We start from the raw sequence: 17,642 nt of genomic DNA, 5'->3' as shown, positions 1-17,642 counted from the left end.
AGGTATGCGGACGCAAAAAGACACCCCGGAGGGTGTCCTGAAATTAAAAGCTGTTACACCTGTTTGAATTCAATCCACTCAATTTCCAGACCCGGTTTGACGAAGTCCAGCTTCATTTCATACAGACCGGCTTCAAGTCCGATCTTGACCAGCTTCTGTCTGATCCATTTGCCTTCTGTCCCGTTCGTCTGAATGGTGGTCACTGGCTGTCCGTTCAGGGTCACGTTGCAGGCGCTTTGGGCAAGCTCGGGTTCCGGAGACATGATGCTGACGAAGATCCGGTACTCACCAGCTTCATCCGCCTGGATATAGGTTGGTCCAGACACACTTGGTGCAATCTGTGCGTTCTGGCTCAACACCTGAACCTGCTCAGCCACCAGGGAAGAGTCTGCCTTAAAGGTCTCGACAGCTTCTACAATCTCATGCTTTCTGGAGAAGACCGGTGCCTGCATGATGAATTCGCAAATGTTGATGGCCGAGCGCTGAAGCTCGCCGCGGGTAAGTGTTCCATTCTCCAATGATTCGAGCGTATTGTCATCATAGGCGTTGACTTCCGCACCATAATTGGATACTACCATGTATAGATCGTTCTGTGCCCGGACCATCCAGTTCGTGTTCTTGCGGTCCGCAGCGCCTCCATTCACGACATCATTCATGATTGCCCACCAGTCGGTCATTACAATCCCCCGGAAGCCCCATTCACCGCGCAGCAGCGTGGTATTCAGATCATAGTTGGAAGCTGCCCAGTGTCCGTTGACCGGATTATAGGAGGTCATGATCGAATTCGCACCGCCCTGCTTCACAGCAATTTCGAAGCCCTTCAGGTAAATCTCGCGCAGCGCGCGTTCGGATACGACAGCATCCACTTTGCTGCGGTGCTTCTCCTGATTGTTGCAGGCGAAATGCTTCAGCGTGGCATTGGAGCCGCCCTTCATAATACCGCGTGTGCACGCGGCAGCGAAGATCCCGGAGATCAGCGGGTCTTCAGAGAAATATTCGAAGTTACGCCCGTTCAGCGGACTGCGGCGGATATTAAGACCCGGTCCCAGCAAAGCATCCACCTGGTTGCGTAACAATTCCTGGCCTTCCATAACATACAGCTCTTCAACCAGTTCTGCATTCCATGTAGCAGCAAGCAGGGTGCCAATCGATACCTGGGTTGCCTTCTGTCCGCTGTCCATCCGGATACCGGACGGGCCGTCTGCTGTAGCGGCAACCGGAATACCGTAACTGAACAGGCTGTCGCTGACTCCGCCGAAAGCCGAAGCCGTCCCCGGCGTAACCAGCGGACTGCTCATTCCTTCGCCTCTGACAATGGCCGCCAGATCATGGTCGCTGAGCTGGGCAATGAACGTATTCATGCTGACTTTGCCTTCATGAACATCTCGCAAGGTATGGCCCTGATTGCCGGTCTGTACCAATGTCTCCGGAAGATTGCTTTCAATCCGCGCTGCCATATCTACCTTGCGTACCGGCACCTCAGCAGAGATCAGTTCATAAGAACCGTCTTCCTTCCGGGCCCCCGGTTTCATTCTCTTGAAGCTCTCAGTCGGTGCCATCGCCTCTTGCAGCTGCTCTACAACCTTAAGCTCATCCAGAACATAACCTGCTTGTCCATCTACGTTAACTTCCGTCACGGCTTTAACACTGGTTCCCACGTAGAAGCGGTAGGTTCCAGCTTCCAGTACATAAGCGGAAGGGTGCCCTGTCACTCCGGCGTCATCATACGAAGCCAGAGAATGGAGCGGGAAGCTTACCGTAAGGTGCTGGGACTCTCCCGGCTCAAGCAGCTTGGTCTTCCCGAATGCCGCCAGCGCTTTGGCTGGTTTGCCCAGTTGTCCCTGCGGCGCTTCATAATATACCTGCACCACTTCTTTACCGGAGTAGGTATCTCCTGTATTGGTTACAGTTACACCGATCTGAATCTGTGGTTCACCCGCCTGGTCCACCAGCTTCGCTTCCTCCGGCGCAAGCTCAAAGGCGGTGTAGGAGATGCCATAGCCGAATTCATACTGAACCTTATCCGGACAGAAGGTCTCGAAATAACGGTATCCTACATAGATATCTTCCTCATACAGGTTCTTGAACTCATTGCCGTAGTTGCTTGTGGACGGGTAATCCTCAATGGAATACGCGATCGTATCCGTCAGCTTGCCGCTTGGCGTCACCTCTCCGGCCAGTACATCGGCAATCGCATTGCCGCCTTCCATACCGCCATGCCAGGAATAGATCACAGCAGAGATGGGATGTACATATCCGGCATCGTTAACCCAGCTCATATCCATAATATTCGAGACATTGAGCACAACAACAATCTGTTCAAAATGAGCCGTAACCTGCGTAAGCATAGCCTTCTCATCTTCCGTCAACCGGTAGCTTCCCGGTGCATCGGCATTGTCCTGATCCTCACCGGCGGTACGTCCAATCACTACAACAGCCTTGGCCGACTGGCTTCTTGCTTTCTTCACCAGCTCATCCGTAAGCGGCATTTCCTTCTGGTTCCACGGCTCAGCCGCCCATACTTTTCCGCCGTCGTCAAACGGGTTAAGTCCGATCCAATCCTCGTAAGCTGCTGCCAGTTCTTCATTAACACTGATGTTCTTCTTGCTGCGCAGACCGTCGAGCAGGTTAGTCGTATATGCAACATGAACACTTCCGCCTGATCCTGTACCGCTGCGGTAGTAATTCACTTGTATTCTGCCAAAAATGGCAACGCTCTCGCCGTTTCCAAGCGGAAGCACCTGCCCCTCATTCTTAAGCAACACCGTGCCCTCTGCGGCTACTACCCGGCTAAATTCTGCAAAACCCTCTAACGGCACTCCGATATTCTGTGTACTCAATTGGTTTCCTCCTGTTTGTTCGTTTCCCAACGTGTATTGATTCTATAGATAACACCCTCCCTTACGGGATTCACGATATCTTGAACCTTTGTTGTTATTTATATAGCATATCCTTCTAAGAATAAAAGCTACAGCCCTAATATACAAGCTCTGCAGCTTAAAAAGCAAAACCGGGCAACCGCATTCTCTTCGCCCGGAACCCCTCTTAAGAACAAAATCGCCCGGAGGGCGAATCAGCACCTTACTACATTAGATTAGTTCCTTGATCACCGTTGCCGGCTAAATTCCCATTAAAATTAGTAGTGACATACAATGGTGGTCATAGGGGTATCATGCATTCCGCATAATTAATTGGAAAAACGTATCCTAATTTAGGTTTATTCGAGAGGTAGACGTAATTAAATGGATAAACGTCATTTATTCTGTAGCATTATCTCGACTCTGATCTATTTGTAGCCTATTAAGTGCTGTTTTTCCAACTGTTGCTTGGCAAAGGCTCCTATGTTCATTAGCAAGTGGAGAAAATCCATCTATTTCTGGCCGCCACTGCAGCCCTCCCCTCCAATGCTGTTTCCATCTAAGGTTTGGGGAATGGTGTAATTCCCCAATCCATGAAAAAAGACACCTGTGCGGGTGTCTTCAAATGTTCTCGCATACAATTCGTTTCACCCGGGGAACTTACGGACTTCTATTTATTTGCGGCGGCGGCTCTTCATCATACGGTTATACATTACAAGAGCGGCAACAACCATACCAAGCATGGCGACGCTGCTTGCCGATTCCTGCGACATCCCAAACATCAGACAAATACTTGAAACCAAGGTTCTCGTAAGCAACGCAACCGCAATCAGCATGATTGGCCGCCAAATGTTGTATCCTCTCATTCCCAGCAACACTCCTAACCCAATTTTCAGAAACAGTACAGTTCTAAATGCTATGAACCATTAGAAACTATTATAGCATAATAAGGAATGCGCATACATTCTGCACGGGTAACCGGCACATAGAGATGCCTTTGACAAGAACATACGTTCGTTATATACTTTCCTCTATGAGGGGGCTTGTGATCGTGGATGTTATGGAGAAACTTGAGATTCTGACCGCTTCGGCCAAATATGATGTAGCCTGCACTTCAAGCGGTTCAGACCGCAAAGGCCAGGCCGGAAGCTTGGGCAGTACTGCTGCAATGGGCATCTGCCACAGCTTTGCGGCGGACGGCCGCTGTATTTCGCTGCTGAAGGTGCTTATGACCAACGCCTGTGTATATGATTGTGCCTATTGCATTAACCGCAAATCCAATCCCGTCCGCCGGGCGGCTTTTACCCCCGAAGAGATCGCGGATCTTACCATGCAGTTCTACCGCCGCAATTACATAGAAGGGCTGTTCCTCAGCTCAGGGATTATGCGCAATCCGGATTATACAACCGAGCAACTGATAGCAGCACTGGAGCTGCTGCGGAATGTGTACCATTTCAACGGCTATATTCATGTAAAAGCGATTCCCGGATCTGACGACGCCCTGCTGTCCAGACTCGGACTGCTTGCTGACCGCATGAGCGTCAATATCGAGCTGCCCTCGCAGGAGAGTCTCGGGGTTCTCGCTCCCGACAAGAGCAAAGTATCCATTCTGAAGCCGATGGGGCTGATTAAAGACCGGATTACGGAGAACAGCTCCGATATCGTTAAATATAATCACGCTCCCCGCTTCGCTCCCGCCGGCCAGAGCACACAGATGATTGTGGGCGCCTCGCCCGATACGGATTATCAAATTCTGAATCTAACGGAGGGCCTGTACAAGAAGTACGCATTGAAGCGCGTGTTTTTCTCTGCCTATACCCCGGTGATCGAGGATTCGCTGCTGCCCTCTTTGGACACCGAACCTCCGCTGCTGCGGGAGCACCGGCTCTATCAGGCTGATTGGCTGCTGCGCTTCTACGGCTTTCAGGCAAGCGAATTATTGGACGAAGCCGTACCCAACTTCAATCCGCTGCTTGATCCGAAATGCAGCTGGGCCGTTAACCACCGGGAGCAGTTCCCGGTTGAGATCAACCGCGCTCCGTATGAAATGCTGCTGCGTGTACCCGGTATCGGCGTAAGGAGCGCACAGCGGATAGTGAAGGCAAGACGGGCGGGAACGCTGGATTTCCAAGCGCTGAAGAAGCTTGGCGTCGTGCTCAAGCGGGCCCAATTCTTCATCACCTGCAAGGGCAAACCGCTGGAAGGGCTGAAAGTCAGTGAACATACCCTGCTTCGTTCACTAATGTCCGGCCAACAGCTGGCCCCCTATCAGCCGCACCAAGTTGAGCAGCTGACCTTGTTCGACGACCACTACGCAGCGGCCTTGCCGGCTGCAGGAGGATGGGCGGAATTCAAGAAAGGAGCGGAAGCCTGATGTTCAAGCCGTCCGCTCTGGCTTATACCTATGATGGCAGCTTTGAAGGGTTGCTGTGCTGTGTATTTGAGAGCTATACCTGGAAGGAAATTCCGCTTGCTGTTCATTCAGAAGGTGCGGAGCAAGGCCTGCTGCTGGAATCGAAGTGGATCGAAACTGACCACGCCAAAGCAGAGAGAGTCCTGAAGTCTATCCCGATCCGGATCAGCCAGGAAGCGGAGGAACTGGTCCGTCTGGGGTTCTGGTCAAACACACCGGGGAAGGAACTGCTGCTGCTGAATTTTCTGTATCTCGGCTTCAAGCATGGCCGCAAGGTGATGAATATGCTGGCCGATGATACGGTGCACGCCTTACAGAAGGCGGTTCAGCAGCTTCGGCGGGAAGGTCATCTGTATCTGGGTTTTGTCCGTTTCTCCGTATACGGTCCGGTCATGGCTGCGGTTATTGAACCGCAGGGATATATCCTTCCGGTCATTCAGGAGCATTTCTGCGACCGGTTTCAGAATGAGAGCTTCATGATCTACGATCAGACTCATGAAGTAGCGCTGATTCATGAACCCGGACGGGAGGCCATCATTCCGCTAAGCGGATGGATAGCACCCGAGCCGGATGAAGCAGAAGAAGCCTACCGCCGCTTATGGACAGGCTTCTATCATGCGATCGGGATTAAAGAACGCCGAAACGACCGCCTGCGCACCTCACTGATGCCCAAGCGGTACTGGAAGCATATGGTTGAGATGAACGGCAGCAATGGCGTCCCTGCACTCGCTGCTGCGCAGCGGAAGAAGGCGCTACAGCCGGAGCCGCCGAAGACCATCGGCCCGCTCCCTGCTTCACTCAGACAAACAAATACTCATACTTAAGTATTTGTGACCTGAGCACCTTGGACACTCTGCCCAGTTCCTTATCATTTTGCTCTATGAATTGCAGTACAGAGTAGCATTAAACCGGAGGGTTGTATCAAGTGCACGGGCCTGTTTGGAGAAATCTTTGCTGAACGGTTTGGCTTTGACGCTTCGCAAAGCAACATCTATTGGCATACTTAAAGGATAATCTGCCGTGTCTGATAATAGACTTAATCCATGATCGAAATAGGGACAAAGCTGATATCCTGAATTCCCGTGAATAAAGGCGATATTGTTCAAGTCGGATAATCAACACTATCATTTTCTCTCAAAATGCATTGGTTATAATATTATCCAGCACAAAAAGAGTGCCCCGCAGTCATTATCATGACCACCCAGAGCACTCCCTTCTTGAGAACTTACTATTTAATTCAATTTACACGTGTGAACGTTAATTAGTTCAAAGCCTTCCATACCCAGTTCTCAACCTCTGGAAGATCGATGCCTTCTTCACGGATGTATTGGTTATGTTTCTTCACCATGGCATCCATTTCATCAGCAATCGCCTGATATTTGCCGGCATCCGGCAAACTCAGCACAGCTTCCTTCGTGAGGTCGAAGCGGTCCATCTGGTTGAGTACGCGCATATCGAACGGTGTAGTGATGTCGCCATTCTCGCGGTAGCCATGTACATGCAGGTCATGGTTGTGGCGGTCGAAGAACAGGTCTTTGATCAGGCCTTCATAGCCGTGGAAGGCGAAGATGACCGGTTTATCCTTTGTGAAAAATTGATCAAACTCCTCGTCAGATAAGCCGCGCGGATCGAGCTTCCGGCTTCTCAGTTTCAGCAGATCTACCACGTTAATGTAGCGGATTTTCAGCTCAGGCAGCTTCTCATGGAGAATCGAGATCGCAGCCAAGCTCTCCATAGTAGGTTCTGTACCCGACGAAGCAATAACCACATCCGGCTCTCCGCCCTTGTCGGTGCTTGCCCAGTCAATGATTTTGAGGCCTTTGTCCACCAGTTCCTGAGCTTCATCTGCCGAGAACCACTGCGGACGCGGGTGCTTGGACGATACAATCAGGTTGATCTTCTGACGGTCATTCAGAATGGTGTCGAAGACAGCCAGCAAGGAGTTGGCATCCGCCGGCAGATACTCACGGATAAATTCCGGCTTCTTGTCAGCCAGATGACCCAGCAGACCCGGATCCTGGTGAGTATAACCGTTATGATCCTGCTGGAACACAGTTGATGTGGCAATGACGTTCAAGGACGGGATATCTGCGCGCCAAGTTTGATCTGTAGCCTTGCGCAGCCATTTGAAGTGCTGGGTAATCATCGAATCAACAACGCGCAGGAACGCTTCATAGCTGGCGAAGAATCCGTGACGTCCGGTCAATACATAACCTTCGAGGAAGCCTTCCGCCTGATGCTCGGATAATTGGGAATCAATAACACGGCCGTAAGGAGCCAGGAATTCATCCTGCGGTTCCTGGATGGAATCCATCCACTGGCGTTTGGTTACTTCAAACACAGGTCCCAGACGGTTCGACATCGTTTCATCCGGTCCGAAAATTCTGAAGTTGCGGTTCTCTTCGTTGAGCGTTACAACCTCCTTCAGGTATTTGCCCAGTACAGCCATATCCTGCGCGATCACTTGACCCGGTACGGAATTATCCAGTGCATAGTTGCGGAAATTCGGCTTGTGCAGATCTTTAATCAGGTTACCGGCGTTCGTTACAGGGTTCATCCCCATACGTCTGTTACCAGTAGGCAGAATCTCAGCCAGATCAGCGTTCAAACGGCCATTCTCATCAAATAGTTCTTCAGGTCTGTAGCTGTTCAGCCATTCGAGCAATGCAGGCGCATGCTTCATGTTCTTCTGATCTACCGGAATCGGCACCTGATGGGCCCGGAAGGAGCCTTCATTCGGCACACCGTCCCACGCTTTCGGACCGGTCCAGCCTTTAGGTGTACGGAAGACCAGCATCGGCCAAGCAGGGCGTGTGGTATCGTTATTTTCACGGGCATTCTTCTGAATCGCTTCGATCTTCTCAATAATGGTGTCCAGAACCTTAGCCATTTCCGGATGCATCAGATCAGGATTCTCGCCTTCCACGAAGAACGGTTCCCAGCCGCTTCCTGCAAAATAAGCCGTTAACTCTTCTCTGGACATCCGGGACAGAATGGTCGGGTTGCTGATCTTGAAGCCGTTCAAATGCAGAATCGGCAGCACCGCACCATCTGTAATCGGGTTAATGAACCGGTTGGAGAACCAGGAAGCCGCCAGAGGTCCGGTCTCTGCTTCGCCGTCACCTACAACAACTGCCGAGATCAGGTTCGGATTATCCAGAACTGCGCCCACACTGTGAGACAAGGAGTAACCCAGCTCGCCGCCTTCATGAATCGATCCTGGTGTTTCTGGGGCAGCATGGGAAGCCACTCCGCCCGGGAAGGAGAACTGTTTGAACAATTTCTTCAGTCCAGGGATATCCTGAGTGATCTGCGGGTAGATTTCGGTGTAGCTTCCGTCCAGATAGGAGTTCGATACCATAACCTGGCCGCCATGGCCCGGACCTTCAATATAGAACATATCCAAATCATATTTAGTAATTACGCGGTTCAGATGCGCATAGATAAAGTTCTGCCCAGGGATGGTGCCCCAGTGTCCGATCGGCTTCACTTTTACGTCTGCGTCCTTCAAAGGTTCTCTTAACAACGGGTTATCCTTCAAATAGAGCTGACCCACGGAGATGTAGTTCGTTGCACGCCAGTAGGCGTCAAGCTTTGCCAAATAAGTTTTAGAAGAATAATCCACCTGTGCGATTGATAATCCCATGTCTTCCACTCCCTAATTTTTATCTTTGTATTTTGAATGTATCACTTCTACAGTTACATCATACTCCTGCATTTATTAAATTCAATCTTTTTAGCAATTGATACGGTCCAATATTGTGAAATTTTGAACATAGTATGAAATCGGGAGCAATAAATTTATATATAACCTTTATTTTATGATTTATGTAAATAAATTCTAATCAAATTTTCGATGAAAAACTTCTAAAGCTTCTCCCTTCTGGACATCACCATTCCAAATACGGTATCATTTTGTGGGAATTACTTACAAGTTTAAATCATAAGCATATCACCCAGCTGCTATCAGGAAGGAGAACAGAATATTCGTGAGAACTTCATCCACCCCCTCCCGATCCCGTATTACGGTAAAAGTGACCCTTACAGGACTTATCCTTCTTGCCGCAATCGGCCTGTGCCTTTGGACAGGGTTCGGTTTATTCTTGGCCAAAAGCGGGTACCTTTATCAAAAAGGAATCGTCCGGGCCTTAAATGCAACCTATCAATCTGAATTTGTTATCGTGTCTAAAGAAGGATTAAATGAGGACGGGTATCAGGTGTTTAAGGCATCGCCGGCGAATGACCGCAGCTTGGTATTTACGGTAAGCCGCACCAACGGCAATGTGGATGGCGGTCTTCCGCTTAGGAGACAGCTCAGCAACAATTATGAGGAAACCGCTCAAAAGAAGTATTATCCTCTTCTGGTTAAGAAATATTTTGGCATTGAGCTGCAGGATATTCCTATGTCTATTTATCGGGGAACCCGTTCGTCCCGGGAGATATCTGATGAAAATTACGTAGCCGTGAACCGGGCGAATCTGGACGAGATCGCCTCCAAAGCCAAAGCATTCTTCAGTGAAGCAGAAAGCCACCGTCTAAAACAACTTTTTCTCCGCTTTGAAGATGACTTGGGCGTTTCCTCCGAAGATGCAGGCATAGCTATTCAGCGGCTTGAATTGCCGGGCTTTGATTTTAAAGTAGGAGAGCACTGGAAAAAAGGATTCCGGCTTTTGAGTGAAGAGGAGCTTAAACAGAAAATCGTAAGTCAGGCTGGACGGGGGATTGCCGATCGGGTGGCCTATACTTTTGATACAGAATATCCGGACTTCAGCGGGAATTTCGCAATAAAGTTTACAGGGAATGACCTGAACAGCTTTGAAGCCTATGTGTCCGCCCACACAATAACAGCAGAGAAAAGGGAAGATGCTCTTGCTGAAATTTATGAGGCCTACACCAGGGTGATTATGTTTATCCCTAAGATGCCTCTTAACATGACCGCTCTTCACCTGAAGTACGAAACCAACACGGAGACAGAGTCAGTAACCCTCAAGAAAGAAGAGATAAGTAAAGTCAGCAGCCTGGCTGCCCTGAAAGAGCTGTTCAAGCATTCCCAACAAACCGTAAACCCTCGCTAAACCGAGGCTAAATTATATGCAGACCCCAAAAAGACCGGGAAATTCCCCGGCCTTTTTTTCGTTAATGAACAGACACGAACGTGTTGAATTTCAGATACTGGTAATGAAAGCGCATATGCGAGAATTCAAACGGCGTCCCGTTATCCAGGAAGAAGATCCCTTCCATGATTCCAACAGGCTCATTCTCCTTCAAGTGGAGCAATTCCTGATCACTAGGCAGGGAAGGCTCGGCAAAAATAGATAAAAAAGATTTGGTAACCGCCAGATTGCGCGACTCCTCCAGATAATGAAAGATCGATCCTTCGATAATCGCCATATCGAGATCCTGTACGATTTTAATCGGAATATATCCGGTCTCAATCATAAAGGGCTCCTCATCAAACAGGCGCAGGCGGACAATTTTATATACAAAATCATGGGGCTGCAAGAACAAATCACGCTGAAGCTCTTCTGTTGGCCGGATAACCTCGAAATTCAGTACTTTGATCTCCGGCTTCTTGCCATGCATCTGGAAGTTGTCGGAGACCCCCAGATTAGAGCCTTCGTAATTAAAAATCGAATCGTTTTTTATGTACAGCGGGTTAATAAAGGTTCCCGATCCGCGTTTCTTGAAAATAATGCCGTAGCTCTCCATCTTGGTCAGCGCACGCTTAATTGTACTGCGGCTAACCTGATACGTTTCACTGAGACTACGCTCATCCGGCAATCTCATATCAGCAAACCGTCCCGCAAAAATCTTCATTTTGAGGTCATCAATAATTTGCTTGTAGACAAATTGTGTCATGTAGTACTCCTTCGTCGGGTCGAGCCTAAACTTCAATATTAAATATATCATATTAGGATGAATGATAATGCTCCAATTTCAAATTTCAAACCTGAAACCCCGCCTGTCAAACCGCGTACATAGAACTGGAAATAAATATATTACCAGGGGGAAATACAAAATGGAGAGAAAATTTGTTATCAGTTTGATCATTGCTTTTATGGCGCTGACGGGGTGCAGTTCGGATAAAAACACGGCAGAGTCTCCGGCGTCTACAGCTGCTGCTTCGGCAGAAACACAGGCTTCTTCAGTGAGTCCTTCAGAGACACCCGCGCCTGAGCCTACTATCGCACCAACACCTGCACCAAAAAAATTGTCTGATACAGAAGCTGTGGCGCTTGACTACGTTAACATTTTCTTAAACGGATCGGATAGTGAAGAAAAAAAAACCTTCATTACAGACAACGTCTATCCGGATGCCCAGCCGCTGTTTCAAATGATTCAATCCGTAGAAACACCTGATGACCAGAAACTTAAGAATCCCCAGGTTCTCGAGTCTACACATTATTCTGATGAAGGCGGTATGAAAGTTGAGGCCGTGTTAATCCAAGGCCAAAAAGCCTCTAACCTCAAAAGCGAATTGATCGTTCTTATCAGTGACCTGAAAATTATCTGGGCAACAGATTCATCAGACCAGGAAACATTCGGCGAAGCAAGAAAGGTCTTCAAAGAGCCAGTCCCGGAAGCTTCGTTATCAACCGTACCTGCTCCTAGCGAAATGTTAAGAGAGATCCGGAATTTCGTAATCTCCGACGTGTGGAACGAGGGATTTGTTGACATCCATTCGTATATTAATAGCGGGACCGGCAGTACAGGACAGAGTCTGGATATCAATTTCACCGTTGAGCAGCTGGCCAAGACCATGGATAAGAAAAAGGAATACGACAGCTATATCACCGGTCTTGATTCCAAGTATGATTCTCTTAAACAGGTCTGGACGAAGCTTTCCTCCGAAACTGATCGTCTATACAGCCTGGTTCAACAGAATCCGCCCAAAGCCAACGATACCACCGCGAATTTTGATACCGGAATCTTCAATCAGTATTTGGAGGCCTTTGAGAAGGAAGTAGACGCCGCAATCAAATAATTGCTAATTAAAAATGCAGTCCATCTCCTTGGGGGGAAAGGACTGCATTTATCTATAGATGCTTATTGATCAATGCTCCCCATAATCATATCCATGAGATTACCCGGTTCCAATATAACAAACACCTATAAAAATATTATATTGTTTGCTTTTTACACTAAAAATTAGGGTTTCTTAGTAGGCCGAAACTGTCTTATAATGAGATTGGGCGGGAAATTCCAACCGTTTGTGAACGCGTGTTTACACTCCTGCCTGTCATCCACTTTGTAGGAGGAATGGTTATGCAATACGGTCATTTTGACGAAAAGAACAAAGAGTATCTCATCACGAAGCCTAATACACCTGCCCCTTGGGCCAACTATCTTGGCTCGCCGGAATACGGCGCGATTATCTCAGGAAATGCCGGAGGCTACAGCTTCGTGAAGTCCGGGGCCAACGGACGGCATCTCCGCTACCACTTCAACTCTAAGGACGAGCCGGGACGCTACATTTATGTAAGAGACCTGGAGAACGGGGATTATTGGTCCGGCTCCTGGCAGCCAGTGGGTAAAGATCTGGAACAATACCAATCGGTATGCCATCATGGAACCGGATACACGAACATCGTCTCGGATTACGATAACATCCATACGGAATCGTTATACTATGTGCCGCTGAACAAAACCTATGAGGTATGGCGGATGAAGGTGCGTAATGACGGCACCAAACCCCGGAAGCTGGCTCTCTTCGGATTTGCCGAACTGACCAACAATAACAACTACGAGCAGGATACCGTCAACCTGCAGTACACCCTGTTTATCTCACGCACCTACTATAAGAATAATATGATCCTTCAGGTCATCAACGAAAATATCCCCGAAGAGCAGAGCTGGAGATTCTTCGGCGCAGCCGGCGCGGAAGTTACCGGTTACGACGGCGACCGCGATACCTTCCTGGGCGATTACCGCAGCTACGGGAACCCGGCTTCCGTTGCGAACGGCGAATGTTCCAATTCACTCAACTACAATACCAATGCCTGCGGCGCCCTGCAGATCAATGTGGAGCTGCAGCCGGGAGAAGAGAAAGAAGTCGCCTTCCTGCTGGGACAGTATGATGAGCAAGGTGCGTCTGAGATTCTGAGTCACTACAAAGATTTGTCTGTGGTAGAGAAGGAGCTCGAAGAACTGAAGGCGTTCTGGCACAGCAAGCTTAACCGCTTCCAGGTTCAGACCCCGAGCGACAATCTGAACAATATGATCAACACCTGGAATGCTTACCAGTGCTTCATTACCTTCATCTGGTCGCGTGCTGCCTCCTTCCAGTACTCCGGTCTGCGTAACGGGCTCGGCTACCGGGATACCGTGCAGGATATTCAAGGCATTATCCATCTGGATCATGAGATGGCCCTTGAGCGCCTACGACTGATGATTTCGGCCCAGGTATCCAATGGCGGCGGACTGCCACTCGTCAAATTTGATCATAATCCGGGCCATGAAGGCACACCGGACGACCCGGAATACGTGCGGGAAACCGGACATCCCCATTATCGTGCGGATGACGCCCTGTGGCTGTTCCCGACGGTTATCAAATACTTAAATGAAAGCGGTAACTGGGGCTTTACGGATGAAGTAGTTCCTTATTCGGATAAAGGCGAGGATACCGTATATGGACATCTGCGCCAGGCCCTGCAGTTCAGCCTGGACCGCATGGGTGCACACGGGATGCCGGTTGGGCTGCATGCCGACTGGAACGACTGTCTGCGGCTTGGAGCCAAGGGAGAGTCTCTGTTCGTTGCCTTCCAGCTGTACATGGGCTTCAAAGTATTCATGGAAATTGCCCGGAATAAAAACAAGCCGGAAGATGTAGAGTGGGCACAGGCGCTGCTCGAAGAGCTGGACGGTAATATCCAAAAGCATGCCTGGGAGAATGACCAGTTCGTCCGCGGGTTCACCGAGGACAACTATACCATCGGCTCCTGGGAGAACGATGAGGGCAAAATCTGGCTGAATCCGCAAAGCTGGGCGGTACTCAGCGGCGCTGCCCGTCCGGAACAGGCCAAGCTCTCTATGGATAAAGTGTACGAGAATCTGCGGACCGATTACGGCTCCATGATTTTCTATCCGCCGTTCCGTAAATACGGTCTGCCTGTAGCGCTAATGGCCCTCTTCAACGCCTCCACCAAGGAGAACGGCGGGATCTTCAGCCAGCCGCAGGGTTGGCTGATTCTGGCCGAGACGATGATCGGCAACGGCGACCGCGCGTTCGAGTATTTCCTGAACTGCAGTCCGGCCAGCATGAACGATCAAGCCGAGGTCCGCAAGCTGGAGCCATACGTACATGGCCAGTTTGTTGAATCCAAGGACAGCCCGTACCAAGGCCGGGCACATGTCCACTGGCTCACCGGCACCGCCTCGACCGTTATGGTCTCTCTGGTAGAGGGCATTATGGGGGTTCAGCCGCAGAAGGATGGCCTCCGCCTGAATCCGTGCGTACCTTCCGACTGGACAGAATTCTCTATGGTACGGGAATTCCGCGGCAAGAAGCTGAATATCCAGGTTGAGAACAAGAACGGCGTGCAAAAAGGAGTATCGCATATCGTCATTAACGGCGAAGAAATTCAAGGCGACCTGATTCCTGTTACCCAATTGGCAGCAGAGAACGATGTGCTGGTTGTTATGGGATAAGAAGGTAAATATACGGAATAGAGAAGAGGGCGGACCGTTATGGTCTGCCCTCCTATTTTTTCTGCATAGTGTACTTCAATGCATTCCGCCGGGATCTTCCCGGCAGTCTGTCTCACCTCCCGCTACAACCGCGGGTCCATCTCCTTCTCCTTCGTTACCTCAAACAACAGGTTGGCCGCAATCTGCTTGTAGACCTCGTTCTCAGCCGAAATCTCATCCAGCTTCACTTCCAGCAGTTGTCTGCCCAGCCGGTGCTCGGCTAAGGACGTGCGCAGCTTGGGAACGATATTCTTCTGCTTCATCAGCTTGGCATATTTATGCGGGAACTTGTAGTCATACCCGTAGATGATCGACAGGTAGCCGGGATTACGGACCTTCAGGTAAGGGACTACCCCTTGCTGCTCCTGCTCAGGCTTAATCACAATACCCTCCATACCCTTTTCCACCGTTACTTTTGCAAAATACTCCTCTGCCTTACTGTAGGCATCCGGCTCATTCAAGTCGAGCACCAGAATTTCGTCGTCATTTAGGAAACGGTATTGTTCCGAAGTCAGGCCGTCAGGTATCCGTTCATCTCCACTTTCCAGCACTTCCTTCAGGATGGCAAAAGGTTTATACTCCAGCTCCGCGTCACCCGCATACAGCTCCAGCTGCTGCTGGTATACCCGGTAAGCTTCGTCCCGCTGGTCCAGGTCCACGTAGGAATCTCGTATGTCACGGATATGCTTATACGTCTGGTACACATGAGCTCCATAGCTGCTATTAAGCGCCTCTTTGGTCAGATGATGCTGATCCTGCTCAAATCCGCTCGCCTCATAATCCTGAATCAGCTTACCCAGCGACTCTTCGAACCCGTGTTGTCTTAAGAATTCCAGCTCTGTCTCCAGCGCCTTGCCGATCGGCTTGAACTGGCGTTCAATCAGCCCGTCGCCAAGCGCCTTCCACGGCAGCAGCTCCCCGTCCAGCAGAAGCACACGAATGCCTTGCTCAGCCATATACGGTCCGAATTTCTGCAGCAGACCTTCGTAGATTGGAGCCAAGTCAACCGCCTTGACCTTATAGCCGTTACGGCTGACCGCATAACACTGCTCTATATCCCGGTAGAGGTACACACTACAGCGTGATCCCATGTACTTGGGCTGCAGGACAACTTCAGAAGCGCGCCGGTCAGCGAAATAATCCAGACCCTTACGCAGCGACTCCAGTTCACCGGCAGCCACATCCTTGTCCGCAGGTGACATCGTCCCGGAGATAAAGTTCACCCGGTTCCTCGAGGAATATTGCAGTCTGCGCACAGCTTCGTAATCCAGCTCCTGCAGCGATACGGGCTGCTCTTCATGGAACAACGTCGGCAGCTCTTCCTGCAGAACAATCTGATGGGATTTATGGCTTTTGTAGAAAGGCTTGAACGACATGCGGACAGACGTCAGCCCATTTCCCTGTACGGCTCCAGTGTCGAGGTGGAGCTTGTTCTTGATCCGGAACGTCTGCTTGGCGGCAATGTGACCAAAGAGATGGAACGGGTGATTACTCACCGCCTCCTGCTTCAGGAAGTCAAGCTGCTGCTCATACGCAGCCTCACGGTCCAGCCGGAAGTTACGCTGATGGCGCAGCGAATTCGTATCCAGCTTCCCGATGTACTTATTGCGGCAAGGCGCGTGCGTAACATAGAAGGAAGGACCCTGCATACCGATATAGCGGTAAAAGGGCTTGGAATCCTCCACCAGTACCGAGAATTTACGGAAGAGCTCAGCGTCCTCTTTTAAAGCCCAGGTCGAATCGAAATACGTTCTTAGCAGCTCCGGATCGGTCCCCTGAATCTCACCCCGCAGGTATTTATAGACGAAATTCTCATGGTTGCCCATCACCAACAGGAAATGCTCACGATTCCCGTACAGGAACTCTATCGTCTCCCGGGTCTGCTTGCCCTTATCTATCCAGTCCCCTACAAGAATAATCTTTGTGTTACCCAGCTTATCTGTAGCGCTTAACTTACCTTCTTCTAGCTTATATCCATAGCTGCGCAGCAGCCCCTGAAGCTCTTGAACACACTCATGGACATCGCCGGCCACAATATACTCTTGATCCTGCGGAAGTACCGAGGCTGCGTAAGTCTCCCAATCCTCAATATTCACCCGGTAATCCGGGTTTGGCAGCCCTTGACCTTCAGCCTCCCCTTCCAGGAGGAAATCTTTGGCGCGCACCTTATGGATCTTGTTGTAGCCTTCGCGGGACAATACGGGCAGCACTTCTTTTCTCAGCCGGTTCAGATGACCTGAGATCAGCTTCTTCGACCGCTCCGAGGCATAATAATCCTCCCGCTTGCGGTAATCGAACAGAATAACCTCGAGATTGTAATTATTCTCCTGGGCAATGGCGCGGACTTTACTGCGGTAATCTTCAGCCAGTCCTATCGTATCCATAATCACAAACTCCGCATTAATCGGCCAGGAGGTCACCAGCTTCAGCCGCTCAAACAGCAATTGAAACGTATGCGAGCTCGCCTCCAGCATCACCTGATCATATTTGTCGTAATCGTAACCTAAGATGTCCTGCCGGATGCTATCCGAGGACAGGTACTGCACATTCGTGCGCAGCCCTTTGGAGTTATCCGCAAGCTTCAGCTGCGGGATCAGGACTTCCTTGGCAAATGTCGTTTTTCCGCATTCCGTTGCCCCCACCAGCATGAATATCGTGTGTACCCTGGTTTGAATGTCCACTGT

Annotated in this window: 10 protein-coding genes; 5 read left to right on the top strand and 5 right to left on the bottom strand. The window is 50.0% G+C overall.

All coding sequences use genetic code 11. The annotated features are described in order from the left end of the window. Positions 1–53: 53 nt before the first annotated feature. The gene (locus tag P40081_RS01295) at positions 54–2,840 is read right to left on the bottom strand and encodes a glycoside hydrolase family 3 C-terminal domain-containing protein (protein WP_042132813.1); all 2,787 of its coding nucleotides are present in this window, start codon (positions 2,838–2,840) and stop codon (positions 54–56) included. Positions 2,841–3,532: 692 nt separating this feature from the next. Further along, positions 3,533–3,724, bottom strand: coding sequence for a hypothetical protein (locus tag P40081_RS01290; RefSeq protein ID WP_039296893.1), 192 nt, complete (start codon positions 3,722–3,724; stop codon positions 3,533–3,535). A gap of 194 nt (positions 3,725–3,918) precedes the next feature. On the opposite strand from P40081_RS01290, the gene P40081_RS01285 reads away from it, so the two are divergent. Together P40081_RS01285 and P40081_RS01280 are read left to right on the top strand one after the other, a co-directional pair. Further along, positions 3,919–5,232 (top strand): putative DNA modification/repair radical SAM protein, encoded by a 1,314-nt coding sequence (locus P40081_RS01285; protein WP_231575387.1) that lies wholly within the window; start codon positions 3,919–3,921, stop codon positions 5,230–5,232. After that, complete coding sequence (locus P40081_RS01280; RefSeq protein WP_042132811.1) at positions 5,232–6,095, top strand: TIGR03915 family putative DNA repair protein; 864 nt, start codon at positions 5,232–5,234, stop codon at positions 6,093–6,095. The genes P40081_RS01285 and P40081_RS01280 overlap by 1 nt, the downstream gene beginning before the upstream one ends. 437 nt (positions 6,096–6,532) lie before the next feature. Here P40081_RS01280 and P40081_RS01275 read toward each other — a convergent pair whose 3' ends face one another. After that, complete coding sequence (locus P40081_RS01275) at positions 6,533–8,917, bottom strand: phosphoketolase family protein (protein WP_042132810.1); 2,385 nt, start codon at positions 8,915–8,917, stop codon at positions 6,533–6,535. Positions 8,918–9,554: 637 nt separating this feature from the next. Between P40081_RS01275 and P40081_RS01270 the strand changes: the two genes are divergently transcribed. Continuing rightward, the gene (locus tag P40081_RS01270; protein WP_156118502.1) at positions 9,555–10,346 is read left to right on the top strand and encodes a hypothetical protein; all 792 of its coding nucleotides are present in this window, start codon (positions 9,555–9,557) and stop codon (positions 10,344–10,346) included. A gap of 61 nt (positions 10,347–10,407) precedes the next feature. On the opposite strand, the gene P40081_RS01265 is transcribed toward P40081_RS01270, so the two are convergent. Further along, a complete protein-coding gene (locus P40081_RS01265; protein ID WP_042132808.1) occupies positions 10,408–11,130 on the bottom strand; it encodes a GntR family transcriptional regulator in 723 nt (240 codons plus the stop codon). A gap of 160 nt (positions 11,131–11,290) precedes the next feature. On the opposite strand from P40081_RS01265, the gene P40081_RS36085 reads away from it, so the two are divergent. Continuing rightward, on the top strand, positions 11,291–12,256 hold the full coding sequence (locus P40081_RS36085; RefSeq protein ID WP_052421620.1) for a hypothetical protein: 966 nt from the start codon (positions 11,291–11,293) through the stop codon (positions 12,254–12,256). A 281-nt stretch (positions 12,257–12,537) separates the two neighbouring features. Beyond that, complete coding sequence (locus tag P40081_RS01255) at positions 12,538–14,919, top strand: glycoside hydrolase family 94 protein (RefSeq protein WP_042132807.1); 2,382 nt, start codon at positions 12,538–12,540, stop codon at positions 14,917–14,919. A gap of 122 nt (positions 14,920–15,041) precedes the next feature. Here P40081_RS01255 and P40081_RS01250 read toward each other — a convergent pair whose 3' ends face one another. Beyond that, a complete protein-coding gene (locus P40081_RS01250) occupies positions 15,042–17,639 on the bottom strand; it encodes a metallophosphoesterase (RefSeq protein WP_042132806.1) in 2,598 nt (865 codons plus the stop codon). Positions 17,640–17,642 lie beyond the last annotated feature (3 nt).

Origin of the sequence: Paenibacillus sp. FSL P4-0081, from assembly GCF_000758565.1 — a bacterium.
Lineage (GTDB): Bacteria > Bacillota > Bacilli > Paenibacillales > Paenibacillaceae > Paenibacillus_AQ > Paenibacillus_AQ phytohabitans.
The sequence above is the reverse complement of the archived record's forward strand: the minus strand, read 5'-3'. Positions and strand labels throughout refer to the sequence as shown.

Excerpts from the sequence above, each read along its gene's own strand:
- P40081_RS01290 (WP_039296893.1), bottom strand. The coding sequence starts at position 3,724 with ATGAGAGGATACAACATTTGGCGGCCAATCATGCTGATTGCGGTTGCG.
- P40081_RS01285 (WP_231575387.1), top strand. The coding sequence starts at position 3,919 with ATGGAGAAACTTGAGATTCTGACCGCTTCGGCCAAATATGATGTAGCC.
- P40081_RS01280 (WP_042132811.1), top strand. The coding sequence starts at position 5,232 with ATGTTCAAGCCGTCCGCTCTGGCTTATACCTATGATGGCAGCTTTGAA.
- P40081_RS01275 (WP_042132810.1), bottom strand. The coding sequence starts at position 8,917 with ATGGGATTATCAATCGCACAGGTGGATTATTCTTCTAAAACTTATTTG.
- P40081_RS01265 (WP_042132808.1), bottom strand. The coding sequence starts at position 11,130 with ATGACACAATTTGTCTACAAGCAAATTATTGATGACCTCAAAATGAAG.
- P40081_RS36085 (WP_052421620.1), top strand. The coding sequence starts at position 11,291 with ATGGAGAGAAAATTTGTTATCAGTTTGATCATTGCTTTTATGGCGCTG.
- P40081_RS01255 (WP_042132807.1), top strand. The coding sequence starts at position 12,538 with ATGCAATACGGTCATTTTGACGAAAAGAACAAAGAGTATCTCATCACG.